This is a genomic window from Caulobacter sp. BE254, from assembly GCF_031457295.1.
GTDB lineage: Bacteria > Pseudomonadota > Alphaproteobacteria > Caulobacterales > Caulobacteraceae > Caulobacter.
Genome location: NZ_JAVDWJ010000002.1, coordinates 201,687 through 226,694, shown reverse-complemented (window position 1 = coordinate 226,694; position 25,008 = coordinate 201,687). Strand labels below are relative to the sequence as shown.

At 69.9% G+C, this 25,008-nt stretch carries 24 protein-coding genes; 17 read left to right on the top strand and 7 right to left on the bottom strand.

Annotation, left to right across the window (positions count from 1 at the left end):
- Window positions 1–17: 17 nt before the first annotated feature.
- On the bottom strand, window positions 18–623 hold the full coding sequence (locus tag J2X41_RS05170; protein ID WP_310080164.1) for a nucleotidyltransferase family protein: 606 nt from the start codon (window positions 621–623) through the stop codon (window positions 18–20).
- Between the two features lie 29 nt (window positions 624–652).
- Between J2X41_RS05170 and moaA the strand changes: the two genes are divergently transcribed.
- The 6 genes from moaA to J2X41_RS05140 all read left to right on the top strand — a co-directional run bounded on the left by moaA (window position 653) and on the right by J2X41_RS05140 (window position 5,056).
- Window positions 653–1,699 carry a GTP 3',8-cyclase MoaA gene (gene moaA, locus J2X41_RS05165; protein WP_310080162.1) on the top strand — a complete coding sequence of 349 codons (1,047 nt, stop codon included), beginning with the start codon at window positions 653–655 and terminating at the stop codon, window positions 1,697–1,699.
- A gap of 1 nt (window position 1,700) precedes the next feature.
- A complete protein-coding gene (locus J2X41_RS05160; protein ID WP_310080161.1) occupies window positions 1,701–1,940 on the top strand; it encodes a MoaD/ThiS family protein in 240 nt (79 codons plus the stop codon).
- The gene (locus J2X41_RS05155; RefSeq protein ID WP_310080159.1) at window positions 1,937–2,392 is read left to right on the top strand and encodes a molybdenum cofactor biosynthesis protein MoaE; all 456 of its coding nucleotides are present in this window, start codon (window positions 1,937–1,939) and stop codon (window positions 2,390–2,392) included. Before J2X41_RS05160 ends, J2X41_RS05155 begins: the two co-directional genes overlap by 4 nt.
- An 11-nt stretch (window positions 2,393–2,403) precedes the next feature.
- Entirely contained in the window at window positions 2,404–2,955 is a 552-nt protein-coding gene (gene moaB / locus J2X41_RS05150) for a molybdenum cofactor biosynthesis protein B (RefSeq protein WP_310080157.1), read from the top strand.
- A gap of 13 nt (window positions 2,956–2,968) precedes the next feature.
- Window positions 2,969–3,439 carry a cyclic pyranopterin monophosphate synthase MoaC gene (gene moaC / locus J2X41_RS05145; protein WP_089929622.1) on the top strand — a complete coding sequence of 157 codons (471 nt, stop codon included), beginning with the start codon at window positions 2,969–2,971 and terminating at the stop codon, window positions 3,437–3,439.
- A 171-nt stretch (window positions 3,440–3,610) separates the two neighbouring features.
- A complete protein-coding gene (locus tag J2X41_RS05140; RefSeq protein ID WP_310080155.1) occupies window positions 3,611–5,056 on the top strand; it encodes a hypothetical protein in 1,446 nt (481 codons plus the stop codon).
- Window positions 5,057–6,572: 1,516 nt separating this feature from the next.
- Here J2X41_RS05140 and J2X41_RS05130 read toward each other — a convergent pair.
- Window positions 6,573–7,625 (bottom strand): XdhC family protein, encoded by a 1,053-nt coding sequence (locus J2X41_RS05130; RefSeq protein WP_310080152.1) that lies wholly within the window; start codon window positions 7,623–7,625, stop codon window positions 6,573–6,575.
- Between the two features lie 100 nt (window positions 7,626–7,725).
- Here J2X41_RS05130 and J2X41_RS05125 point away from each other — a divergent pair, with 100 nt between their 5' ends.
- Together J2X41_RS05125 and J2X41_RS05120 are read left to right on the top strand one after the other, a co-directional pair.
- Entirely contained in the window at window positions 7,726–8,601 is an 876-nt protein-coding gene (locus J2X41_RS05125; RefSeq protein WP_057186028.1) for a bifunctional regulator KidO, read from the top strand.
- A gap of 66 nt (window positions 8,602–8,667) precedes the next feature.
- Window positions 8,668–9,372, top strand: a complete 705-nt coding sequence (locus tag J2X41_RS05120) for a glycosyltransferase family protein (RefSeq protein ID WP_310080148.1) — start codon at window positions 8,668–8,670, stop codon at window positions 9,370–9,372.
- Window positions 9,373–9,525: 153 nt separating this feature from the next.
- Here the strand turns inward: J2X41_RS05120 and ald are convergent, their stop codons facing one another.
- Window positions 9,526–10,638, bottom strand: coding sequence for an alanine dehydrogenase (gene ald / locus J2X41_RS05115; RefSeq protein WP_310080146.1), 1,113 nt, complete (start codon window positions 10,636–10,638; stop codon window positions 9,526–9,528).
- A gap of 120 nt (window positions 10,639–10,758) precedes the next feature.
- On the opposite strand from ald, the gene J2X41_RS05110 reads away from it, so the two are divergent.
- From J2X41_RS05110 to J2X41_RS05075, 8 genes are all read left to right on the top strand, one after another.
- Window positions 10,759–11,232: an Lrp/AsnC family transcriptional regulator gene (locus J2X41_RS05110; RefSeq protein ID WP_056758081.1), complete on the top strand. Its 474-nt coding sequence runs from the start codon at window positions 10,759–10,761 to the stop codon at window positions 11,230–11,232.
- A gap of 81 nt (window positions 11,233–11,313) precedes the next feature.
- On the top strand, window positions 11,314–12,144 hold the full coding sequence (locus tag J2X41_RS05105; RefSeq protein ID WP_310080142.1) for a carbonic anhydrase: 831 nt from the start codon (window positions 11,314–11,316) through the stop codon (window positions 12,142–12,144).
- Between the two features lie 136 nt (window positions 12,145–12,280).
- Complete coding sequence (locus tag J2X41_RS05100; RefSeq protein WP_310080140.1) at window positions 12,281–17,314, top strand: alpha-2-macroglobulin; 5,034 nt, start codon at window positions 12,281–12,283, stop codon at window positions 17,312–17,314.
- 139 nt (window positions 17,315–17,453) lie between these two features.
- Entirely contained in the window at window positions 17,454–19,517 is a 2,064-nt protein-coding gene (gene pbpC, locus J2X41_RS05095; protein ID WP_310080720.1) for a penicillin-binding protein 1C, read from the top strand.
- Window positions 19,518–19,521: 4 nt separating this feature from the next.
- Window positions 19,522–19,761 carry a hypothetical protein gene (locus J2X41_RS05090; RefSeq protein WP_310080138.1) on the top strand — a complete coding sequence of 80 codons (240 nt, stop codon included), beginning with the start codon at window positions 19,522–19,524 and terminating at the stop codon, window positions 19,759–19,761.
- A gap of 69 nt (window positions 19,762–19,830) precedes the next feature.
- Window positions 19,831–20,244: an MbcA/ParS/Xre antitoxin family protein gene (locus tag J2X41_RS05085; protein WP_310080137.1), complete on the top strand. Its 414-nt coding sequence runs from the start codon at window positions 19,831–19,833 to the stop codon at window positions 20,242–20,244.
- Window positions 20,241–20,999, top strand: a complete 759-nt coding sequence (locus J2X41_RS05080) for an RES family NAD+ phosphorylase (RefSeq protein WP_310080134.1) — start codon at window positions 20,241–20,243, stop codon at window positions 20,997–20,999. Before J2X41_RS05085 ends, J2X41_RS05080 begins: the two co-directional genes overlap by 4 nt.
- A 31-nt stretch (window positions 21,000–21,030) precedes the next feature.
- The gene (locus J2X41_RS05075) at window positions 21,031–21,540 is read left to right on the top strand and encodes a hypothetical protein (protein WP_310080132.1); all 510 of its coding nucleotides are present in this window, start codon (window positions 21,031–21,033) and stop codon (window positions 21,538–21,540) included.
- Between the two features lie 30 nt (window positions 21,541–21,570).
- Here the strand turns inward: J2X41_RS05075 and J2X41_RS05070 are convergent, their stop codons facing one another.
- From J2X41_RS05070 to J2X41_RS05055, 4 genes are read right to left on the bottom strand one after another with little or no spacing between them, the layout of a single operon-like run.
- A complete protein-coding gene (locus J2X41_RS05070; protein ID WP_310080130.1) occupies window positions 21,571–21,981 on the bottom strand; it encodes a hypothetical protein in 411 nt (136 codons plus the stop codon).
- Between the two features lie 4 nt (window positions 21,982–21,985).
- The gene (locus J2X41_RS05065) at window positions 21,986–22,612 is read right to left on the bottom strand and encodes a carbonic anhydrase (protein ID WP_028040084.1); all 627 of its coding nucleotides are present in this window, start codon (window positions 22,610–22,612) and stop codon (window positions 21,986–21,988) included.
- On the bottom strand, window positions 22,605–23,246 hold the full coding sequence (gene maiA / locus J2X41_RS05060) for a maleylacetoacetate isomerase (protein WP_310080127.1): 642 nt from the start codon (window positions 23,244–23,246) through the stop codon (window positions 22,605–22,607). Before maiA ends, J2X41_RS05065 begins: the two co-directional genes overlap by 8 nt.
- A gap of 8 nt (window positions 23,247–23,254) precedes the next feature.
- Window positions 23,255–23,932, bottom strand: a complete 678-nt coding sequence (locus tag J2X41_RS05055; protein ID WP_310080125.1) for a fumarylacetoacetate hydrolase family protein — start codon at window positions 23,930–23,932, stop codon at window positions 23,255–23,257.
- A gap of 190 nt (window positions 23,933–24,122) precedes the next feature.
- On the opposite strand from J2X41_RS05055, the gene J2X41_RS05050 reads away from it, so the two are divergent.
- Entirely contained in the window at window positions 24,123–25,001 is an 879-nt protein-coding gene (locus J2X41_RS05050; protein WP_310080123.1) for an ABC transporter ATP-binding protein, read from the top strand.
- Window positions 25,002–25,008: the final 7 nt, after the last annotated feature.

Genomic DNA, 25,008 nt, shown 5'->3' with positions numbered 1-25,008 from the left:
TCGGAGTCCGCCGGCCCTCAGGCCAGGTCCTCGGGCCGGTCGACATCGAACAGGACACCGGCGTGGAAGGTGTCGACCCACGCCAGGCGGTCGCCCAGGACGGCCAGCACCTCCCGCGCCCCGACATCGCCGCCCAGGGCTCGCAGCGCGCGAAAACAGTCGCGCCCGAACAGCACCGGATGCCCCCGCCGTCCCGCGAGGCGCGGCGCGACCGCGTCGACGCCGGGGACCAGCGCCCGGACCAGGTCCCGGGCGAGGCCGGGCGGGACGCAGGGCATGTCGCCCAGGAACACGAAGACGCCGTCGGCGTCCGGCGGCACGGCCTCGATCCCGGCCCGCAGCGAGGCGCCCATGCCCTCCGCGGCGTCGGCGGCCACCACGACCTGGAGATCGTCGTCCCGGCCCAGCGCCCGGGCGTGCTCACGCGCGAAGGCGGCCAGCTCTCGGTCGCCGTCGGTGACCAGCAGGACCCGCCGGACCGGGGCCGCGAACGCCGCGTCCAGGGCCCCCGCCGCCAGGGGCCGGCCCTCGAACGGCGCGAGCAGCTTGCGCCCGCCGAACCGGCGTCCCGCTCCCGCCGCCAGGACCACGGCGTCGCACCGCGTGCTTTTACTTTCCGCCATGCCGTCGCGCGCCTATCTTATGAACCGACATGACGCCCTATGACGCCAGCCCCGCGCAAGCGGCAACCCGTTCCCCGCGCGCGCCCAGCCGCCTGATCGACGGCTTCGGCCGCGCGGTGACCTATCTGCGCGTCTCGGTCACCGACCGCTGCGACCTGCGTTGCACCTATTGCATGGCCGAGCACATGACCTTCCTGCCCAAGGCGGAGGTCCTGTCGCTGGAGGAGCTGGACCGCCTGGCCTCGACCTTCGTGGGCCTGGGCGTGCGCAAGCTGCGGCTGACCGGCGGCGAGCCCCTGGTCCGCAAAGGGATCATGACCCTGGTCGAGAGCCTGTCCCGTCACCTGCGGTCCGGCACCCTGGACGAACTGACGATGACCACCAACGGCACCCAGCTGGCCGGTCACGCGGCCGACCTGGCCCGCCTGGGGGTGCGGCGGGTCAATGTCTCGCTCGACACCCTCAAGCCCGACCTTTTCCGCAAGCTGACCCGGGGCGGGGACCTGTCCAAGGTGCTGGCCGGGATCGACGCGGCCCTGGCGGCCGGGATCCAGGTCAAGGTCAACGCCGTGGCGCTGAAGCACGATAACGCCGAGGAACTGCCGGCCCTGATCCAGTGGGCGCATGGCCTGGGCGCCGACATGACCCTGATCGAGACCATGCCGCTGGGCGAGATCGACGAGGACCGCACCGACCAGTACCTGTCGCTAAAGGACGTCCGCCGCGACCTCGCCTCCTTCTGGACCCTGACCGACCTGACCTACGCCACGGGCGGTCCGGCCCGCTATGTGCGGGTCGAGGAGACCGGCGGGCGGCTGGGCCTGATCACCCCGCTGAGCCACAATTTTTGCGAGGCCTGCAACCGGGTGCGCCTGACCTGCACCGGCACCCTGCACACCTGCCTGGGCCGCGACGACGCCAGCGACCTGCGGGCGGTGATCCGCCGCGGCGCCGACGAGGCGGAGCTGGAGCGGGCGATCTTCGCGGCCATCGGCGCCAAGCCTCAGGGCCACGACTTCCAGATCGACGGCGCGCGGCCGGCCGTGGCCCGCCACATGTCGACGACCGGGGGCTGACATGGCCCGGGTGCTGCTGTTCGGACGCCTGGCCGACCAGGCCGGCTGGCGCGACCGGGCCGTCGAGGCCGGCTCCCTGGCCGCCCTGCGCGAGGCCCTGGCCGCCGACGATCCGGACCTGGCCGAGGCCTTGTCCGGGCCTGGCGTGCAGGTGGCGGTCGACAAGGTCCTGGTCCGCGGCGAAGCCAGCCTGGCGACCGCGACGGAGGTGGCCTTCCTGCCGCCGATGAGCGGCGGATGACCACCCTGCCGTCCATCAGCCTGACCGCCCAGGCGTTCGAGCCGGGGGCCTTGCTGACGACGTTCTGCGCCGGCCGCGACGAGACCGGGGCGGTGGCCAGCTTCGTCGGCCTGGCGCGGGCCGAGCGAGGCCAGGCCACGACCCTGGAGCTGGAGGCCTATCCCGGCTTCACCGACGCGGCGATCGCCGCCTTCGCCGAGGCCGCCAAGACCCGGTTCGACCTTCACGACTACCGCATCGTCCATCGCATCGGCCGCATCGCGCCGGGCGAGGCGATCGTCTTCGTGGCCACGGCGGCCAGCCACCGCCGCGCCGCCTTCGAGGCCTGCGACTTCCTGATGGACTATCTGAAGAGCCGCGCGCCGTTCTGGAAGAAGGAGCACGGCCCGGACGGCGAGCGCTGGATCGAGCCGACGGCTCGGGATAGGACCGACGCGGAACGCTGGGACTAGGAGAACGATCGATGTCGGCAGGCCTCACCCCGGGCGGCGGGATCAAGCCCGAGCTACCGTTCAAGCCGGTGCGGGTGGCGGTCCTCACCGTCTCGGACACCCGCGACGAATCCACCGACACCTCCGGCCAGCTGCTGGTCGACCGGATCAAGGCGGCGGGCCATGAGCTGGCGGGCCGTGTGGTGGTCCGCGACGATATCGAGAAGATCCGCCAGACCGTGCGCGACTGGATCGCCGGCGGCCAGGTCGACGCCATCGTCTCCACCGGCGGCACCGGCCTGACCGGCCGCGACGTCACGGTCGAGGCCCTGGAGCCGCTGTTCGACAAGAAGATCGACGGCTTTGCGGTGGTGTTCCACCTGGTCAGCTACGCCACGGTCGGCCTGTCCACCCTGCAGAGCCGCGCCACGGCCGGCCTGATCGGCGGGGTGTTCGTGTTCTGCCTGCCGGGCAGCAACGGGGCGGTGCGCGACGGCTGGGACAAGGTCATCTCGGCCCAGCTCGACAGCCGCCACAAGCCCTGCAACATGGTCGAACTGATGCCCCGACTCCTAGAGCAATAGGACTGCTGGAACAGTGACCCGCCTGACCCACATCGACGACCAGGGCCGCGCCCGCATGGTCGACGTCTCGGACAAGGCCGAGACCGTCCGCGAGGCGATCGCCGTCGGCTTCGTACGGATGCGGCCCTCGACCCGTGAGCTGGCCATCTCCGGAACCGGCCGCAAGGGCGACGTTCGGGCCGTGGCCGAGATCGCCGGGGTGATGGCCGCCAAGAAAACCTCCGACCTGATCCCGCTGTGCCACCCCCTGGCCCTGTCCAAGGTCGAAGTGTCGGTCGAGCCGGCCGAGGGCGGGCTGGCGGTGATGGCCCGGGTCAAGCTGAAGGGCCAGACGGGCGTGGAGATGGAGGCCCTGACCGCCGTCTCGGTGGCCTGCCTGACGATCTACGACATGCTCAAGGCCGCCGAGAAGGGCATGGTCATCGAGGCCGTCCGCCTGGTCGAGAAGACCGGCGGCAAGTCGGGCGACTGGCGAGCGGAGTAGGGACTCCGACCAGCCTCGAGCGTCCGCTAGCGGCGGCGTTCGACCCGTTGCGGATGTTGGCTCTACCGCCGGATATCAACGGTTGAGCTTTTTCAACAATCACTAGGCAAGGCTGGCAACAGAATGCCTGGCGGCAGGCTAGTGGGGTTTTGCATATTCCCGGGGGGCACAATGCGGCGACTGAAGATGGCGGGGATCGTAGTGGCGGCCTTCGCGCTGGCTTCATCAGGGCCAACGCCGGCTACGCTGCCCTACCAATTCATTGACCGGCCGGACGACGGCGGTCTTTCCCTCAAATACGAAAACACCTCCAATGGAGCCGTGTGTATCCGGGGAGACTGGCCTTTTAACAGCGGCCCCAATGGCGGCCCGGTTGTGCTGGAGGTCGCCGGACGACGGTTCCCGCTGCGACCGGAAGCGTGGGCAGTCTGCAAAAAGAACTGCACCGAACGCATGTGGACGGGGACGAGTCGGGGTTGGAATCTACCCTATACGGCCTTCGGCCTGCCCGAAGAATTGACCAGCGCGCCCAAAACTATCGACGCCTCCTTGGTCGCAGCCTCCTGCAAAGGCACCAAACCCTTGCCCGAGGAGCTCTTTGAGACCTCTGAATGGATTCCTGTCGGCTCGACGGAAAAGCAAATCTGTGCGGCCTTCCGCCGGGTGACCCAATGGGACAACCGCGACAGGATCAGTTACGCGCATAATGGGGGCGACCGTGTGGGCGACGTTCAGGAATACGACCGCGAACAGTTTCCCGGCGGTTCGATCTATAACTCGTTGGTTTCCTTGTCTGACAGCCAGCTTGCCGAACCGACCGACACCAACGGTCGCTACCTGCGGTTCTACATCTTGGCTGAGCGCGACAAAGCAAGGGGAAGGTCAACGATCGACCGGATGCGCCACCTGTTGGTCAGCGCGCTTACACCGGCATCCGAGCTCGGAGATTTCGACGGTCCGAACGAAAGTATCCGGCTCAAGCAGAGCAGAATGCTTGGCACCTATGTCCCTGCTATGTGTAGCCTCCAGGCCCTTTGCCGCCCCCATGGCGTTGTCAAAACGGCCAACAAGTTGCCGTGCGGTGACCTGAACATCAATGCAAGCCGACCGATTACGCCACCTCAGGTTCCGAACGTCGCTCCAGAATCTAGCCAGAGCAGGTCCATAGTAACTAAGGCGACGGGCGCTCAAACCTCGCCAGAGGTCGGGCACCCCTTCGGCTACTCCGCCGTGATCGAGATCAGGCTTCCGTCTGGCTCCAAAGGTTTTCCATGTTCGTTGGGTGGAGGAGTTTGCACAGCAAAATTCGCCAGGTGGACCGCTTTTCCAGATCGGGCCCAGGCAACAAAGTTCATCTCTCTGGCTGGCCGCGTCGAGGGCGTAACCGAGACCACCTGCCGGGTCGGGCCCAAGGGCGATCTCGTGCGATGCCGATCGAAGGGAGTGATGGACGAGCATGTTGCTGCAGCCATCGACAGTTCCGTACCGCTCATGCGCGTTCCAGAGACGATGCTTGATTTACCGACTAAGGGTGGAACCGTCTCGATCTCATGGAATTGGCGCGAATTGAGCCAGGGCGTTTGGCTGACTCCCCGACCGAACGAAGCTGACGACTAGGGATGGCCGCGGTCTTTATGCTGGTCCAGTGATAGGCAAGCGTCTGAAAACCACCCGTTGCCGACGGAGAGAACTTAGCCAATCTTAGGTCATGCCGCAGGCTCAGCTTCCTCTTCCGCTCAAACAACCCGCGCCTCTGACCCCAGAGGAGGAGCGGTATATTTTGAAGACCATCCGAGCATACTACGGCGACGACGCTATCGTGCGGAACTGGGGGCCAGACCCAAACCGCCTCTTGCTCCACGTCGAAAGCGACCGCGACATAGGTCTCGGCCGTCATGAGTGCCTCGGGCTGCTGATGTGCGAAATCATACGCGATCAGATCAGTCTGGAAGCGACGCGCCCTAGCGGGCAGTGGGGACGAGCAAAGGTCGCTTATCGTCAGGGCGTGATCCTGCCGACGTCTATCGATGGGTAATTTGGCCAAAGTCCGCTCACCACCCTAGCGCATGCCGCCCATCGTCCCGGATGGGGCCGCGCCTTAAAGCCTTGGTGGATCGGAGCTCTGGCGTCTGACCGAGTCAAGGACCGCCTCCGGCGGCCGCGTCGCGGCGACGCGGCGCGTCGTCCTTGACTCGGTCAGACGCCAGAGCAGGCTCGCCATCAAGGTTTCAAGGCGTGGCCTCGCCGCTGGCGGAGGGCGGCAGGGGCAAGGAGCTTTCGCTTTTTACAACCGTCATTCCCGCCACAAGGGTACGGTTGTCCGGTTGGGAAGACTTGAGGGCGGCCCTTCAAACGGCGGTGTGGATAAATCCTCGTCCTTCGACAAGCTCAGGATGAGGATTTCTACTGAACCGTCGTTGAATTCGTCCTCATCCTGAGCCTGTCGAAGGACGAGGACGCCTCTGGGGCGCCGGTCATCGCTGCGTCACTGTCCAAACGATTTCAACCTGATCCCATCCAGGTTGCGAACCGGACAGCCGTGCCGCAAGGGCGGAGATGACGACCGTTGGGGGGATCGGGCGGCGTCTATCCCCGCGATCGCTGAAAAGAAGTCCAGCAATCTCAATGTCCTGAAAGAAAATCAGCGTCACAATCGCCGCCGTATTCAAACCCGTTGCACAATAATCCCGTCTCCATCACGGGGAGGGCTCTTGGTACCGGCCCGAGCAGGCGATGGGGATGGAACCGAGCGGGGCCGCGCAGGCCTTGCGCGAGGCAGGTGTGGGTCTGTTCGTTGGATAGATCCGGGACTCACCGAAACCTCGCCGGGACTTGCGCGGGTTGACGGGGCTGGGAGTTCAAACCGGCCTGTTCGAGGATCAGTCGGAGTCGCCGACGGCCCCTTCCGGGCGACTTTGATCCTGCCCGCCTGAGGGGAAACGTCGATCGGGATGAAACAAGCCCTCAATCGCCGTCCCTTGAGAAGAACGGTTTCGCGGAGCGGTCAGGTCTAGCCGAAACGCACACACTACACCCACGGTCATCCGGGTTGGACCCGGACCGCTCCGCGCCTCCCCACCCACTCGCCGCGCAAGCCCGAGGTCGAGAAGCCGTGCCTGCAACACCATGCCCGCTAAGACTTGCCCCCACCTGGCGGCTTCGCCGCCTGCCCGCCCCCATCGGGGGCGGAGGACGGCCGCCGCGCCAGGGCCGGCTGGCCGTGGCGGCTGGCCATGATCTCGCCGATGATCGCCACGGCCACCTCGAACGGCGCCTTGCCGCCCAGGTCGAGGCCGATCGGGGCGCGCAGCTTCTCAAGGTCGGCCTCGGCGACGCCGGCCGCCTGCAGGCGATCCAGCCGCCCGCCCAGCCGCCGCCGCGCGCCCAGCAGGCCGACATAGGGCGCGGCCGAGGGCAGGGCGGCCAGCAGGGCCTGGTGGTCGACCTCTTCGTCGTGGCCGCAGACCGCCACCGCCGTCCAGGCGTCCAGCCCGACCGCCGCCGCGGCGCTCGCCACGTCGTCGCGGCGATAGGCCACGCCGGCCAGGGGCGGCGGCGCGATCGGGCCCTTGGGGCGGACCAGGGTGGTCGAAAAGCCCGACTGGGCCCCGAGGCTGGCCACGGCCAGGGCGGTGGGGTCGCCGCCGAACACCACCAGCCGGGGCGGCGGGTCGAATCGCCGCGAAAAGGCGCCAGGCCAGGGCTGGACGGCGTCCGACGCCGGGCCGCAATGCCGCCGCTCGCCGTCGCTGATCCAGGAGGCCGGGACGCGGGCGGCGGCCAGGGCCAGCAGCGCCTGGGCCGCGGCGTCGTCGGGGGCGAGGCGCTCGACCAGGATCTCGATCCGCGCGCCGCACAGCAGGCGGATGTCGGGCCAGGGGCTGCCCTCGCCATAGACCAGGCGCCGGGGCCGCCCGTCGGCCATGCAGGCCCGGGCGTGGGCCTCGACATCGGCCTCGATGCAGCCGCCCGACAGGAACCCGGCGCGGCTTTCCATGCCGAACACCATCTGGGCGCCGACCGGACGCGGACCGCCCTCGCCCAGGGAAATGATCGTCGCCAGGCCCGCCGCGCCGCGCGCCAGGGCCTGGGCCAGGGCGGGGCGCATGTCCTCGGCCAGGCCGTGCAGCGGCCAGTCCCCGGCGATTTCGGAGGCCTGGTCGAGCGGGGGATCGGGAAGCTTCATCGCCGGCGATGTTAACCCCTCGGCAAGTTTCCAGAAACGCCTTCTTCAGTCCTTTGGGCCTAGGCTCGTCGATACTGGTGTTCCATCCGCACGGATTTCCATGTCGCTCTCGGTTTCCAAGCTCGGTCTCGCCGCCGCCCAGTTCGGACTGGACGGCATGAGCGCGTCGCCGCGCGCCCGTTCGCCCGAAACCGAAGCCCGTGACATTCTCGCCATCGCCGCCCGCGCCCGCCTGTCGGTGCTGGACGTGTCGGGCAACCATGGCCGCGCCGAGCAGGTGCTGGGCGACCTGATCCCGCGTCCCGTGCCGTTCCGCGTCACCCTGTCGGCCGCCCGCGCCGACCGCGGCCCGGACTTCGTCGAGGCCGAGGCCCGCGCCTCCCTGCGCCGCCTGGCCGTGGAACGCGCCGACGCCATCATCGTCCCCTCGCCCGCCGAACTGTTCGGCCCGCACGGCGCGGCCGTCTGGGACCGCCTGGCCCGGCTGCGCGACGAGGGGCTGTTCGCCAAGGTCGGCGTCGCCGCCCACGCCAGCGACGATCCGGTCGGCGTGGCCCGCCGCTTCAAGCCCGACATCCTGCAAGCCCCGGCCAGCCTGCTGGACCAGCGCCTGCTGGCCGATGGCTCGCTGCAGCGCATCGCCGGCATGGGCATCGAGGTGCAGCTGCGCTCGATCTTCCTGAACGGCCTGCTGTTCCTGCCGCCCGACCGCGTTCCCGCCCAGCTGAAGGGGGCCTCGGGACGCCTGTCGAAGGTGCGCCGGATGATCGCCGAGGGCCGGTCCGACCCGCTGCAGGCCGCTCTGGGCTTCGCCCTGTCGCGCGTCGAGGCCAGCGCCGTCCTCGTGGGCGTCACCTCGGCCGCCGAGCTGTCGGCCGTGGTCGCCGCCGCCTCCAGCCCGCCGCCCGATCTCGACTGGGACGACATGGCCATCGACGATCCGGTGGCCCTGGACCCGCGACGTTGGGTCGCCTGACGCCGGAGCGAATAAAGGCTCAGCCTCGAAGACGGCGCTGAGAAGCCGAAGAGGGAGCCGAACGCCATGATCCTCGCCGTCGTCCAGGCCCGCATGGGCTCCAAGCGCCTGCCCGGCAAGGCCGTCGCCACCCTCCAGGGCCAGCCGATGATCCTGCGCCAGCTGGAGCGGCTGCGCGGCGCCCGGCGCCTGACCAAGATCATCGTCGCCACCAGCAGCGACCCGGCCGACGACGGCCTGGCCGGCCTGGTGGTCTCGCGCGGCTACGCCGTGCACCGGGGCGCGGGCAGCGACATCCTCGACCGCATCGCCCGCTGCGCCGAGGCCGCCGGCCCGGTCAGCCACATCGTCCGCATCAAGGGCGACGCCCCGTTCGTCGACCCGGCCGTGATCGACGAGGCCGTCCGCCTGGCCCAGGTCACTGGCGCGGCCTACACCTCCAACCGCGTGGAGCGCACCTTTCCGGCTGGCTTGGAGGTCGAGGTGATCACCGTCGAGGCGCTGCGCGTCGCCGCCGCCGAGGTCCGCGACCCCCTGGCCATGATCTCGCCGACCGCCGCCATCCGCGCCCGCCCCGACCGCTTCCGCCAGGCCCACCTGAAAGCCCACCGCGACTGGTCGCGCTACGACTGGCGGGTCAAGACCCCGGCCGACCTGGCCTTCGCCCGCTCGATCTACGACGCCCTGTACGCCGCCGATCCGGGCTTCTCGATGCACGACGTGCTGGACCTGGTGGAAAGCCGCCAGGATTTGGGCCGGTTCGCGGCCTAGGCGGACTTTTGGCGCCGTGCGCGCCACTTGCCCCCTCCGCGCCTGCGGCGCTCCTCCCCCAGAGGGGGAAGAGCCTCGCGCCATAGGCTCCGCCCCCTATGGGGGCGGACAGACCGCGCAGCGGTCAGGTGGGGGCAAGTGTTCGCCCGCCGCTTACTTCCAAGCCCCATACGGATCCACCGACGTCTTCCCCAGCGCCTCGGCCACGGCCGGGTGGGTCAGTTGGCCGGCCAGGACGTTGAGGCCCTTGGCCAGGTGGATGTTGCTCTTCAGCGCGTCCAGGCCGTGGTCGGCAAGGGCCAGGCCGAAGGGCAGGGTGGCGTTGCCCAGGGCTTCGGACGAGGTGCGCGGCGCCGCGCCCGGCATGTTGGCCACGCAATAGTGGACGACGCCGTCGACCGTGTAGGTCGGCTCGGCGTGGGTGGTCGGGTGGCTGGTCTCAAAGCAGCCGCCCTGGTCGATCGACACGTCGACCAGCACCGAGCCCGGCTTCATCTTCGACAGGTGCTCGCGCTTGACCAGCTTGGGCGCGGCGGCCCCGGCGGTCAGCACCGCGCCGATGATCACGTCGGCCTTGAGGATCTCGTCCTCGACCGCGGCCATGGTCGAATAGCGCGTGAGAATGCGGCCCTGGTAGAGGTCGTCCAGCTCGCGCATCCGGGGGATCGAGCGCTCCAGCACCACCACCTCGGCGCCGAGGCCGGCGGCCATCCGCGCGGCGTTGGAGCCGACCACGCCGCCGCCCAGCACCGCCACCCGGGCCGGGGGCACGCCGGGTACGCCGCAGAGCAGCAGGCCCATGCCGCCATTGTGCTTGAGCAGGGTCTCGGCGGCGCTGAACACCGCGATGCGGCCGGCCACCTCCGACATCGGGGCCAGCAGCGGCAGGCCGCCGCGCGCGTCGGTGACGGTCTCGTAGGCGATGGCCGCGCAGCCCGAGGCCAGCAGGCCTTCGGTCTGGGCCGGATCGGGCGCCAGGTGGAGATAGGTGAACAGGATGTGGCGGGGCGTCAGGCGCTCCCACTCGACCTTCTGCGGCTCCTTGACCTTGATGATCAGCTCGGCGCCCGCGAACACCGCGTCGGCGTCGGGCGCGATGGTCGCGCCGGCCTTGACGTAGAGGTCGTCGCCGTAGCCGGCCCCCAGGCCCGCGCCGGCCTGGACCAGCACCGCGTGGCCATGGCCCACATACTCGCGCACGGCGGTGGGGGTCAGGCCCACCCGGTGTTCGCCCGGCTTGATCTCGGAAGGCACGCCAACGCGCATGATAGTCTCCTCCAAATGGCTTTTCACGCTGGTTTACGCCTGAGTCTATGCAGGTTCCTGGGGAGTTTCATGCGCCCATAACCGTGATATGCAGGATTCTGTCACTATGGAGCCCTTGCGGTGAAGAAACCTGCGGCCAATCTCGACGCCTTCGATCGCAAGCTGCTGAACCTGCTCCAGCGGCGGGGCCGAGCCAGCTATGTGGAAATGGCCGAGGCGGTGAATCTTTCCGAATCCGCCTGCCTGCGCCGGGTCAAGGCGCTGGAGGAGACGGGGGTGATCGGCCGCTATGCCGCGGTGATCGACGAGCGGGCGGTGGGCCTGCCGCTCAGCGTCTTCGTCACAGTCACCCTGTCGTCCCAGGCCGAGGCGACGCTCAGCGTCTTCGAGAAGGCCATCGCCAATGTCCGCGAGGTGGCCGAATGCTACCTGATGACCGGCGGCTCGGACTATCTGCTGCGGCTGGTGGTGGCCGACGTCGACGACCTGGAGCGGGTGCACGCCCAGGAGCTGACGCGGATCCCGGGCGTGGTGCGGGTCAGCTCGTCGATCGCCCTGCGCACGGTGGTCAAGCGTGTCGAATTGCCGCTTTGAGGCGAGCCCGCCGTTGCGGCGAGGTTAACCTTCCCCTGCCAGGACTGTAGGCCACAGTCGTCGCGCTCGTCGGGGGATGAGATGGTTTCGAGACGTTTGCTGCTGGGCGCCCTGGCGTCCGGCCTCGCCGCGCCCGCCCTGGCCTGGGCCGAGGGCGACGGCGCCGCGCCGTCGGTGCTGACCCGCAAGGGCCGCCGCACGCGCCGGGCGCTGGCGACCCAAGCCACCGACAAGGCCGCGCTGGACAAGGCCCTGGCCCAGGTCAAGCCGCTGGAAGAGCCCGACGCGGTCGAGCCGGCCGAGGTGCACCCGCCCCAGCTGGTCAGCCCGGACGAGGCGCTGGGCCGCCTCAAGCAGGGCAACGCCATCTTCGCCCGCGGCGGGGCCAGCATCGTCCTGCCGACCATGATCCGCATCGCCGAGCTGTCCAAGGGCCAGAAGCCGTTCGCGGTGATCGTCGGCTGCAGCGACAGCCGCGTCGGCCCCGAGCTGGTCTTCGACTGCAATCTGGGCGAGCTGTTCGTGGTCCGCGTCGCCGGCTCCACCGTCAGCCAGGAGGGCCTGGGCTCGATCGTCTACGCGGTCGAGCACCTGGGCGCCCCGCTGGTCGTCGTCCTGGGCCACAGCAAGTGCGGCGCGGTCGGCGCGGCGGTGGACGTGGCTACCAAGCACAGTGAGCTGCACGGTTCGCTGCTGAACATGGTACTGCCGATCATCCCCGCGGTGCTGGAGGCCCAGGAGAAGCATCCGGCCGACCTGCAGGACGCGGCCATCCACCAGAACGTCCGCGACGTCGCCGCCCGCCTGAAGGTGGCCGACGGGACCCTGGCCGAGAAGCAGGCCGAGGGCCGCCTGAAGATCGTCTCGGCCACCTACGACCTAGCCAGCGGCGTGGTGGCGTTCGACGCGTAGAAATCCTTCAACCCCTAGCTACGGTCGGGGACAGGCGCATGCGCCTGTCCCCAGCCAAGCAACGCAGATCCGTTGACCCCTTGCCCGGCTTAGGTTCAAGTCCCCCCTGACACGCTAAAGTTGGGGGAGGCCTGGGATGTCGACGGACGAGACGCCGCCGGAAGGCGGCCGTGGGCCCAAGACGTCCCGCTGGGCGGCTTTCAAGGCCAGGATTCCGTCCGGGCTGAAGTCGCCGCTGGTCGCGGTCGGCGCCGCCGCCCTGGTGGCCGGCTTCGGCGGCGGTTTCGCGGTCGGCAAGGTCGCCGACTTCGGCTGGTTCGGCCACAAGGCGGCGACGGCCGAGGCCCCGAAGGGCCAGGCCTGGTCGCTGTTCGGCAGGCCCCGCTCGGCTGGCGCCCCGCGTCGCGGAATCCCCAAGCCGGAAGGCTTCGCCGTCTGGCGCAGCCGCATCGACAGCACCGGCGCCGAGCCGATGGCCTGCGTGCAGATGAGCAAGCCGCTGGACCCGTCCAAGGCCTATGCCGACTTCGTGCTGATCTCGCCGGACCTGGGCCGCCAGCCGGCCGTACGGGTCAAGGACGACGAGCTGTGCATCGGCGGCGTCGGCTTCACCGACCATCGCGTCACCCTGCTCAAGGGCCTGCCCGGCAAGGGCGGCGAGACCCTGGCCGCCAACGCCGACGTCGACTTCACCTTTGGCGAGAAGCCGCCCTATGTCGGCTTCGCCGGCGACGGCGTCATCCTGCCGCGCGAGGAATCCGACGGCGTGGCGCTGGAGACCATGAACGTCTCCAAGCTGGCCATCGAGGTCTGGCGGGTGTCGGACCGCAACCTGGTGCGCAAGTCGATCGGCGCGCCCGACCCGACCGGCGAGGGCGACTACGCCAGCGACTATGGCGACGACAGCCCCGACGACGAGGGCCGCCAGGTCTGGAAGGGCGTGATCGACGTGCAGGGCGCGGCGGGCCAGAAGGCCACGACCGTCTTCCCGCTGGGCGCGGTGCTCAAGGAGATGAAGCCCGGCGGCTATGTGATCAAGGCGCGCGACGCCTCGGGCGGTCGCGATCCGGACGGCGAGGGCGACCCGACCCCGGCCCAGGCCCGCCGCTGGATCATGTTCACCGACATGGCGCTGATCGGCTACGACGGGGCCGAATCCCTGGACGTGGTGGTCCGCTCGTTGAAGAGCGCCAAGACCGTGGCCGGCGTGCGCGTGGCCCTGGTGGCCAAGGACGGCGAGGACCTGGCGGTGGCCAAGACCGACGCCGACGGCCGGGCGCGCTTCGCCCACGCCCTGCTCGAGGGCGACGGCGCGGCGCGGGCCAAGATGGTCATGGCCTATGGCGACCAGGGCGACCTGGCGGTGCTGGACCTGGACCGCTCGCCGGTCGACCTGTCCAAGCAGGGCGTCGGCGGCCGCACCGAGTCCGACGGCGGCCGGGCGCTTTCCAGCGACATCGACGGTTATCTCTACGCCGACCGCGGCATCTATCGTCCCGGCGAGACCGTGCACCTGACGGCCATGGTCCGCGACCGGCTGGCCAAGGCGGTCAACGACCGCAAGGGCTACATTCTGGTCAAGCGGCCCTCGGGCGTGGAGTTCAAGCGCTACAATTTCAGCCGCGCCGACGCCGGCGCCGTGCTGGCCGACATCGCACTCCCCCGAAGTGCTCCGCGCGGCCGCTGGACGGCGGTGCTGAAGATGGAAGGGTCCGACGCCGAAGCCGGGTCGCTCAGCTTCAGCGTCGAGGATTTCGCCCCGCAACGGCTGGCGGTCACCGCCACGGGCCAGGAGTCCGTCCCCGTCGCGGCCGGCCAGGAGCGCAAGATCGACGTCTCGGCCCGCTTCCTCTACGGCGCGCCGGGCGCGGGCCTGCAGACCCAGGGCGAGGCGCGGCTGCGCACCGACACCGACCCCTTCCCGCAATACAAGGGCTATGAGTGGGGCGACGACCTGGCGCCCTTCGACGAGAAGTTCATCGAGCTGGGCACGACCGTCACCGACGGCGACGGCCACGCCATGCTGAATCTGGGAACTGGCGAGGCCGGCGACACCGCCCAGCCGCTGGTGGCGGCGGTGACGGCTTCCGTGTTCGAGCCCGGCGGCCGTCCCGTGCGCGAGGGCCTGGAGCTGAAGGTGCGCGGCAAGCCCGTCTACTACGGCGTCAAGGTCGAGCAGGGCGACGCGGGGAACGGCGATCCGCCGGTCAGCCTGGAAATGATCGCGGTCAACGCCGCCGGGGCGCGCATTGCGTCGACGGCGACCTATACCCTGATCAGCGAGAACTGGAACTACGACTGGTTCCAGCAGGACGGCCGCTGGCAGTGGCGGCGCACCAGCCGCGACGCGGTGGTGGCCAAGGCCACGGTCAATATCGGCGCCGGTCAGCCCGCGCGCTTCAACCGCCGCCTGGGCTGGGGCGACTACCGGCTGGTGGTCGAGGGCCCGGACGGGTCCAGGACGGTGACCAAATTCTCGTCGGGCTGGGGCTCGCCCGCCAAGGAAGGCGAGGCGCCCGACTTCGTGCGGGTCAGCGCGGGGACCAAGGCCTACAATCAGGGCGACACGGTCGAACTGACCCTGAAGTCGCCCTATGCCGGCCAGGTGCAGGTGGCGGTGGCCACCGACCGGCTGATCGACTTCAAGACCCTGAGCGTCGGCGAGAACGGCACGACCGTGCGGCTGAAGACCTCGGCCGCCTGGGGCGGCGGGGCCTATGTGATGGTCACGGTGATCCAGCCGCGCGACCCGGTCAGCTCGCCCAAGCCCAAGCGGGCCCTGGGCCTGATCTATGTGCCGCTGGAGCCCAAGGGCCGCCGGCTGACGGTGGACATCGGCACACCGGTGAAGCTGGACTCCAAGGCCCCGGTCGACGTGCCGATCAAGGTCCAGGGCCTGGGCTTCGGCCAGAAGGCCAAGGTCACCATCGCCGCGGTCGACGAGGGCATCCTGCGCCTGACCCGCCAGGACAGCCCCGATCCGGCCAAGTGGTACTTCGGCAAGCGGGCCCTGACCCTGAACTACCGCGACGACTACGGCCGCCTGCTGGATCCGAACATGGGCGCGCCGGCCAACGTCAATTTCGGCGCCGACGAGCTGGGCGGCGAGGGTCTGACGGTGACGCCGATCAAGACCGTGGCCCTGTGGTCTGGCATCGTCGAGACCGGCATGGACGGCAAGGCGGTGGTCAAGCTCCCGGCCGCCGACTTCAACGGTGAGCTTAGGATCATGGCCGTGGCCTGGACCGAAAACGCCGTCGGCTCGGGCTCCAAGGCTATGACCGTGCGCCAGCCGGTGGTGGCCGACCTCAACCTGCCGCGCTTCCTGGCCCCTGGCGACAAGCCGATGGCGACGCTGGAGCTGCACAATGTCGAGGGCAAGGCCGGGGCCTATACGGTCGAGGCCAACGCCACCAATGGCATCGCCGTGGCCTTCAGGAAGGTGATCACCCTGGTCCTGGGCCAGCGGATCGCCGAGAAGATCCAGTTCCTGGCCCCGACCGTCACCGGGATCGGCAAGGTGGGCTTCAAGGTGTCCGGCCCCGGCTTCCAGACGGCCAAGGACTATCCGATCCAGACCCGCCTGGGCTGGGGCGACGTGGTGCGCACCACCACCGAGCTGCAGCAGCCGGGCATGAGCTACACCCCCAGCGCCCAGCTGCTGTCGGGCCTGGCGGCCGGCGACATCACCCTGCAGGTCAGCTACTCGCCGTTCCGGGGCTTCGACCCCTCGGCGATCGCCGTGGCCCTGCAGCGCTACCCCTATGGCTGCACCGAGCAGCTGGTCTCGACCGCCTATCCGCTGCTGTACGCTCAGGGCGTCTCCAGCGATCCCAAGCTCAAGCGCAATCCGGCCATCCTGGCCGGGGCGGTGGGCAAGCTGCTGGATCGCCAGACCCTGGACGGCGCCTTCGGCCTGTGGCGGGTGGGCGATGGCGAGGCCGACGCCTGGCTGGGCGCCTACGCCACCGACTTCCTGGTCGACGCCAAGGCCCAGGGGATCGCCGTGCCGGACGAGGCGATGGACAAGGCGCTGAACGCCATGCGCCAGATCAGCCGCCCCGACGGCTGGAGTTCGGTGTCCTACCGCCTGGAATATCCCGAATGGTGGGGCCGCACGCCCGACGACTCCAAGAAGGCCACCGAACGCATGCGCCGCCGGGCCAGCGCCTACGCCCTCTATGTGATGGCCAAGGCCGGGCGCGGGGATCTCGCCCGCCTGCGCTGGTGGCACGACGTGCAGATGAAGGACGAGGACCAGCCCTTGGCCAAGGCCCAGGTGGCGGCGGGCCTGGCCCTGATGGGCGACCAGGCCCGGGCCCGCTCGGCCATGCGCCAGGCGGTCCGCTCGCTGGGCTGGCGCGACGACGCCGACTGGTACCAGAGCCCGCTGCGCGACGTCGCCGCGGTCACCGCCCTGGCGGTTCAGGCCGGCCAGGGCGACGTCGCCCGCCAGCTGCAGGGCCGCCTGGAGAACGTGGTCAAGGATCCCGACGCCCTCAACACCCAGGAGCAGGCGGCGGTGCTGTCGGCGGCCTACCAGCTGCTGAAGGCGGCCGGGCCGATGACCATCGACGCCCAGGGCGTGACCGCCCTCCCGCCGGCCGGCGGCGCGCCGCGCTGGGCCGTGGGCCGTCTGGCCGACGCCCGCTTCGTCAACAAGGGCAAGGGCGCCCTGTGGCGGACGGTCAGCGTGCGCGGTACGCCGATCGCAGCCCCGGGGGCCGAGGCCAACGGGATCTCGGTGTCCAAGCGCCTGTTCTCGATGAACGGCGGGGCGATCGATCCGGCCCAGATCCACCAGGGCGACCGGGTGATCGTGCTGGTGTCCGGCCGCTCGATGCAGGCCCGCTCGACCGCCCTGGTGGTCGACGACGCCCTGCCGGCCGGCTTCGAGATCGAGACCACCCTGGGCGCCGACGACGCCCAGAACGGGCCGTTCAAGTTCCTGGGCGAGCTGACCAATCCCGACGTCCAGGAAAGCCGCGACGACCGCTACATCGCCGCGCTGGACCTGGGCGGCGAGAAGCCGTTCGCCATGGCCTATGTGGCGCGGGCCGTGACGCCGGGCGAGTTCTTCCTGCCCGGGGCGATCGCCAAGGACATGTACCGGCCGAGCCTGAACGCGCGGTCGGAAGCGGGACGGATCACGGTGGCGGCGGGGCAGTAGGGGCGTTCTGACTTGCCCCCACCTGACCGCTTCGCGGTCTGTCCGCCCCCATAGGGGGCGGAGCGCTCTTCCCCCTCCGGGGGAAGACGGTCGCGAAGCGACCCGTAGGGGGCAAGGTGAGTCGGCCGTAGCGAACATGATGATCACCATCCCCCGCCTCACCCGCCTCCTCGTCGCCTTCGTCGCCGTCCAGGTGGCGCTCTACGCCCTCAGCGCCGCCTTCCCGCCGGACATGGCGCGGGCGAAACGCTCGTCGCCCGTGGTGCTGGACCATCGTGGCGCCTGGCTGCGGGCCCTGCCTGTCGAGGACGGGCGCTGGCGGGTGCGGGCGGATCTCCAGCGCACGGACCCGACCTTTCAGAAGCGGCTGATCGCGGTCGAGGACGCGCGGTTCTACGGCCATCTGGGCGTCGACCCGCTGGCCCTGGTCCGGGCGGTCGGCTCGGCGGCGGTCCATGGCCGGGCCACCTCGGGCGCCTCGACCCTGACCATGCAGACCGCCCGCCTGCTGGAGCCCCGGCCGCGCAATCTCGGCTCGAAGCTGGTCGAGATGGTCCGCGCCGCCCAGCTGGAGGCGCGGCTGACCAAGCGCGAGATCCTGGCCCTCTACCTGACCCTGGCCCCCTATGGCGGCAACCTGGAGGGGGTGCGGGCCGCCAGCCTGGCCTATTTCGGCCACGAGCCGACCAGCCTGACCGACGGCGAGCAGGCCCTGCTGATCGCCCTGCCGCAGTCGCCCGAGGCCCGTCGTCCGGACCGCCATCCCGAGGCCGCCCGCGCCGCCCGCCGCGCCGTGCTGGACAAGATGGTGAGAGCGCGGGTGCTGACCGAGGCCGCCGCGTCCGAGGCCGACGCCGAGCCGATCCCCCGCCGGGCTCCGTTCCCGACCCTGGCCTGGCACGCCGCCGGCGAGCTGGCCCTGGCCGCGCCGCCCGGCCAGCCCAGCGTGGTCTCGACGATCGACGCCGACCTGCAGACCCGGCTGGAGCCGATGGCCGCCGCCGTCGCCGCCGCCCAGGGCCCGGACGTCACCGCCGCCATCCTGGTGGTCCAGATCAAGGGCCGCGCCGTGCGGGCCCTGGTCGGCTCGGCCGGGCGCGAGCGGCCCGGCGGCTGGATCGACCTGACCCGCGCCATCCGCTCGCCCGGCTCGGCCCTGAAGCCGTTCATCTACGCCTTCGCCTTCGACGACGGGGCCCTGGCGCCCGACACCCAGATCGACGACGCCGCCACCCGCTTCGCCGACTACCAGCCCGAGAACTTCGACCACGTGTTCCACGACAAGGTCACGGCCCGCGAGGCCCTGGCCTATTCGCTGAACGTGCCGGCCGTCGCCACCCTGGAGAAGATCGGCCCCGACGCCTTCGCCGCGCGGCTGGAGAGCGCCGGCGTGCGGCTGGTGCGGCCCAAGACGGCGATCAAGGCTTCTGGGCTTGCGTTGGCCCTGGGCGGGGCGGGGATCACGCCGCGCGACATGGCCGTGCTCTACGCCGCCCTCGGCGACGGCGGCGTGGCCAAGCCCCTGGCCTTCACCGAAGCGCAGGCGAAACAGCGCGAGCGCATGGGCGGAACCCGGATCGTCCGGACCGAGGCCGCCGCCCAGGTGCTGGACATCCTGCGCGAGGCGCCGGCCCCACGCGGCCGCGCCCCCTCGGCCCTCACCCGCGGCGGGCCGGCCATGGCCTTCAAGACCGGCACCTCCTACGGCTTTCGCGACGCGGTGGCGGCCGGGGTGGTCGGCGGCTATGCGATCATCGTCTGGACTGGCCGGGCGGACGGCGGCGCGCGCGGCGGCCTGACCGGGCGCGACGCGGCCCTGCCGTTGCTGTTCGACGTCGCCGACGTGATCGACGCCCCGACCCTCGCCCCGCGCGCCATCGCCCCCAAGGCGGCGCCGGGCGCGCTGCAACGGCTGCGGCAGGCGTCCGAAGGCCCGCGCCTGATCTTTCCGCCCGACGGGGCGACGGTGCAGGTCGACAGCGTCGGCCCCGGCTCGCGCGGCCTGGTCATGGCGGCCGGCGGCGAAGACCTGACCTGGTACGTGGCCGGCGCGCCCCTGTCGGCCGACCCAGTCAGTGGCAAGGTGATCTGGCGTCCGGCCGCACCGGGCTTCTACCGATTGAAGGTCGTGGACACCCAGGGCCGGGCGGCCTCGGCCCGGGTGCGGATCAAGGCGCCAAGCACCGGCGGCGAAGAAGGGTGAAACGATGAAGACCATCGCCTTGCGAGCGGTGCTGCTCGCCGTCGGTTTCTGCGCGGCGTCCTGTGCTTCGGCGAACCATTGCCGCCTCGGTGAACGGCGCGTCAGTGGGGCGACAGGACATGAAACCTCACCCGAGGGCGTGGATGCCCTGATGGTGACCTCAACGTGCCAGCCCACCGGGCTGGGCCGACTGCTCTACGGCAAGAAGCGGGTTCCCAGGATCCGGGCGCCAGTCGGCGGCTAAGTCTATAAAATTCGATCAGTTGCCATTTGGCACTATATGTCCTATATTAGGCCATATAGGAGTGTTGCCGTGACCTTCGTCACCCTGATCGACACCGAACCGAAAGTCTTCGCGCCCGAGCCGGTTTCAGACGCCGAAGCCGCCGCCATGTTCCGCGCCGCGGTCAACCTGCTGAAGCTGTGGGGCGTGACCGACGAGGAGGCCGCCGTGCTGCTGGACATGCCGGTCCGGTCCTATCGCCGCTGGAAGGCCGGCGAGATCGGGCGGGTCGACCGCGACGGCAAGGCGCGGCTGTCGAACCTGATGGGGATTCACAAGGCCCTGCGGCTGATCTTCCAGGAGCCCCAGCGCGGCTACGCCTGGATCAAGGCGGCCAACACCGCGTTCAGCGGGCGCTCGGCCCTGCAGGTGATGCTGGGCGGCGAGCTGACCGACCTGATGCGGGTGCGCCGCTACCTGGACGCCGAGCGCGGGGCCTGGTGATCGACATCGCCGCGATCCCGCGCGCGCCGATCGTCTGGCGCGGCGCGGTCCGGATCATCCGCAGCGCCTGGCCGCCGATCGACCTGTTCGAGGACATCGCCGACCCCGCCGACTGGCCGCTGCTGATCGCCGCCGAGCAGAAGACCAATCCGCGCCTGATGGAGACGATCGGCAACCTCGACCTGGTGCCTCAGGATCGGTGGGTGGCCGGGGCGGGGGCCAGCTATCTGATGGCGCCGTTCACCCATGTCAGTCCCGACCGACCCAGCCGGTTCAGCGCCGGAGCGTTCGGGGTGCTGTATGTCGCCGACCGCTTCGAGGTCGCCCTGTCGGAGACCATCCACCACCACGCCCTGTTCATGGCCGCCACCGCCCAGGCGCCGGGCTGGACCTCGCAGTTCCGCGAGATCGTGCTGGACGTGCGGGGCGCGCTGCACGACCTGCGCGGCGGGGCTGCCGATGCGGTCCTGGCTCTGGACGACTATGGCGCTGGCCAGGCCCTGGGCGGTCGGCTGAAGAGCGCCGGTTCGGACGGGGTCGTCTATCCCAGCGTCCGCCATACCGGCGGGACGTGCGTGGGCCTGTTCTATCCGGACCTGGCCTCGAACGCCGTCCAGGGCCGGCACCTGGACTACCACTGGGACGGCGCCCGCGTGGACCTGATCCGCGAGCCGGCGACGGGACGGGTGTTCCGAGTGGAGGCTCCCAGTCCAGCAGCGTCCGAAAGTCTTCCGGACGAGGCGTTCAGACCTTGACCTTGGCTGGGCGCCGCCCCTCCCTTCCCGCATGAGGCCGCGCCCCGACACCGTCATCGCCCGATATTCCCTCGCCAAGGTCTCTGCCTGGGTCGGCGTCGTTCTGGGATTGGGCGCCTGTCTTTGGGCTTATGTGGCCGTTTCAGTCGCGTACGGTCTTCCTGAACGCCGTGCCTCGGACTACGCGATCGCGACGGGCTTGGCTCTGTTTTGCTTGGCGGCGGCCGCTGTCGTCGCCCTGGGCACGGCGCTTACGGGCGGGGTCGCCATCGTGGTCGTCGAAGACGCCTTCGTCTTCAACTTTCTGTTTTCACGCTGTCGAGTTTTAAGGGACGACGCCGAGGAAGCCCTGGCGACGCGATACGTAAACGACACGCCCTTTCGAGCGGGCGCGGGCTATCAGCCGCCGCCGATCATTCTGCCGCAACTGACGTTACGGCGGCGGGGTCAGGCCGATCTGACGATGCGCACCGCCCTTGTCGAGGAGACCGCCGAAACGATCGCTGCGCGCATGAACGCGGTGATCCGCCGAACCGAGTAGGCCCGGGTCCCCTGCGGAACGCTTCGGCGCCTATTCGAGGATGTTGACCAGATCGCCGAGAAGTTCGCGCCGCCAGTCTTCGGGCGCGCCGGCCGCGAGGGCATTTCGGGCCAGGGCCAGGGCGACCTCGATATCCTGATCGTCCGCTGAATCGAGCGTGTCCAAGATTTCGAAGGCCTCGTGGGCGACCTCCCAGCCGCCGCTGGCGACCAGGCTGGCCAGCAGCGGCAGATGGTCAGTGCAGTCGTAGAACCCGAGCACGTGGACCAGGGTGCCGCGATGATCGCGCAGGTCCGGGCGCTGGATCAGGCTAACCAGCACCTCGGCCAAGCCCGGCGTGCGGGCGTCGCCCAGTTCGAGCGCCAGGTCGTTGCGCGCGACGTGATCCTCAAGGGCTTCAAGGGCCTCCAGCTGTTCAAGCGCGGAAGGGGCGTTGGCCACGTCCTCACCCCGCCCCGCTGGCCACCCGCTCATAATCTTCCAGACTCGAGATCCCGACGTTCAGGTCGGTGACCAGGCCGTTGCCCAGCGAATAGACCCAGCCGTGGACGGACAGTTGCTGGCCGCGCGCCCAGGCGTCCTGGACGAAGACGTCGGAGGCGACGTTGCGCACCTGGCGGATGACGTTCAGCTCGCATAGCCGGTTGAGCTTGTCCTTCTGGGTTGGCAAGGCGTCCAGCTCGTGGCGGTGCTCGGCATGGACCTCGCGGATCGGGTGCAGCCAGTGGTCGACCAGGCCGCGCCGCTGGCCGTCGATGGCCGCCGCCACGCCGCCGCAGCCGTAGTGGCCCACGACCATCACATGCTTGACCTTGATCACGTCGACCGCGAACTGCAGCACCGACAGGTAGTTGGCGTCCTGCGGCGGGGCCAGGTTGGCGACGTTGCGGTGGACGAACAGCTCGCCCGGGTCCAGGCCGACGATCTCGTTGGCCGGCACCCGGCTGTCGCTGCAGCCGATCCACAGATATTCCGGGCTCTGCTGGCCCTCCAGGCGCTTGAAGAACTGGGGGTCGGCCTCGGTCTTGCGCAGCGACCAGGCCAGGTTGTTGCTCTTGAGGTCTTCAAGCATGGATGGCGTCCGGCTGTTGGTTGGGATGGGCGGCGGCGAAGGCCGGGTGTTCGGCGCAGCGCGCGGCGACCGCGCGGAGGGCTGGGAACGGGGTCAGGTCGGTCTTGAAGCGCTCGGCGTTGTAGACCTGCGGGACCAGGCAGCAGTCGGCCAGGGTCGGGGTCTCGCCGAAGGCGTAGCCCGCGCCGTGGCGGGCGACCATGGCCTCCAGGGCGGTGAAGCCGTCGGTGATCCAGCGCCCGATCCAGGCCTCGCGGCCCGGCTCGTCGACGCCGAGGTCGGTGAGCGCGCGCAGGATCCGCAGGTTGTTCACCGGATGGATGTCGCTGGCGACGATCTGGGCCATGGCCCGCACCTGGGCGCGATCGAACGGATCGGCCGGCAACAGGGCGGGCTGCGGGACGGTCTCGTCCAGCCACTCCAGGATCGCCAGGCTCTGGGTCAGCACCCGGCCGTCGACCTCAAGGGCCGGTAGCAGCCGTTGCGGGTTCAGGGCGGCGAAGGCCGGCGCCTGGTGCTGGTTGGCGACCAGGTTCACCGGCGCGATGTCGTAGGCCAGGCCCTTGAGGTTCAGGCCGATCCGCACCCGGTAGGCGGCGCTGGACCGCCAGGCGCTGTGGAGGGTGAGCTGCATGGCGCGGTTCAGACGACGGTGAAGGCGAGCTTGCCGACGCCCTCGACCGCGCCCTCGACCCGGTCGCCCCGGCCCAGGGCGCCCACGCCCTCGGGGGTGCCGGTGAAGATCAGGTCGCCGGCCGCCAGGGTCCACAGCTTGGAGGCCTCGGCGATGATCTCGGGGATGGTCCAGATCATGGCGGCGACCTGACCGCTCTGGCGCGGCTGGCCGTTGACCGACAAGGTGATCGCCCCGTCGGGCCGGGCCCGGTCGGCGGGGACGATGGCGCTGATCGGCGCGCTGGCGTCGAAGCCCTTGGCGGCGTCCCATGGGTGGCTCTTGGTCTTGGCGGCGGCCTGCAGGTCGCGCCGGGTCAGGTCCACGCCTACGGCGTAGCCGAACACGTGGCCCATGGCCTCTTCCACCGCGATGTTGGCGCCGCCCGACTTCAGGGCGACCACCAGCTCGACCTCGTGATGCAGCTCGTGGGTGGCGACCGGGTAGGGGACCTTGTCGCCCAGGACGACGGCGTCGGCGGGCTTGGCGAAGAAGAACGGCGGATCGCGCTGGTCGGCGCCCATTTCGCGGGCGTGGGCGGCGTAGTTGCGGCCGACGCAGAGGATGCGGCGCACCGGAAAGACGGAGTCGCCGCCTTCGACCGGAACCGTGGATTGGGCGGGCGGGGGAAAGGCGAAGGTCGTCATGGCGCCTGATTAGACCCAAACCCGCTCCGCCAAAAGTCACCTTCGTGAGGACATGATCGTGCAACACGCTGGCGATCACGCGTGTCTAAACGTTCTTTCACTTGCCCCCACCTGTGGCGGCGAGGCATGACGGGTGGGCAATTGTGGCGAAAATCCGCCATGCCGACGTCGAAGGGGCTTTGGACCGACGATGCTGATCATCGAGAACCTGACTCACGTCTACGCCAATGGCGTGAAGGCCCTCGACGAGGTCAGCCTGACCATACCGCGCGGCATGTACGGCCTGCTGGGTCCGAACGGCGCGGGCAAGTCGACCCTGATGCGCACCGTCGCCACCCTGCAGTCGCCGACCTCGGGCCACATCCGCTTCGGCGACATCGACGTGCTGAAGTCGCCCGACCTGCTGCGCCGCACCCTGGGCTACCTGCCGCAGGACTTTGGCGTCTATCCGCGGGTGTCGGCCTACGACATGCTGGACCACATGGCGGTGCTGAAGGGGATCGCCGGGGCCAGGGAGCGTAAGGACGTCGTCGAGAGCCTGCTCAACCAGGTCAATCTGTGGAACGTCCGCAAGAAGGCCATCGCCGGCTTCTCGGGCGGCATGCGCCAGCGGTTCGGCATCGCCCAGGCCCTGATCGGCGATCCGCGACTGATCATCGTCGACGAGCCCACCGCCGGCCTCGACCCGGAGGAGCGCAACCGCTTCCTGAACCTGCTGGCCGAGATCGGCGAGAACGTCGTGGTGATCCTGTCGACCCACATCGTCGAGGACGTCTCCGACCTGTGCCCGGCCATGGCGATCATCTGCGACGGCCGCATCGTCAAGGAAGGCGCGCCCGCCGATCTGGTCCGCCAGCTGTCGGGCCGAATCTGGAAGAAGGTCATCGACAAGGCCGAGCTCGAGGCGGCCAAGAAGGAGCATCAGGTCATCTCCACCCGCCTGCTGGCCGGCCGCACGGTGATCCACGTCCTGGCCGACCAGGATCCCGGCGACGGCTTCGGCCTGGTCGAGGGCGGGTTGGAGGATGTCTATTTTTCGACCCTGTCCAACACCCGGTGCGCGGCCTGATGGCCAT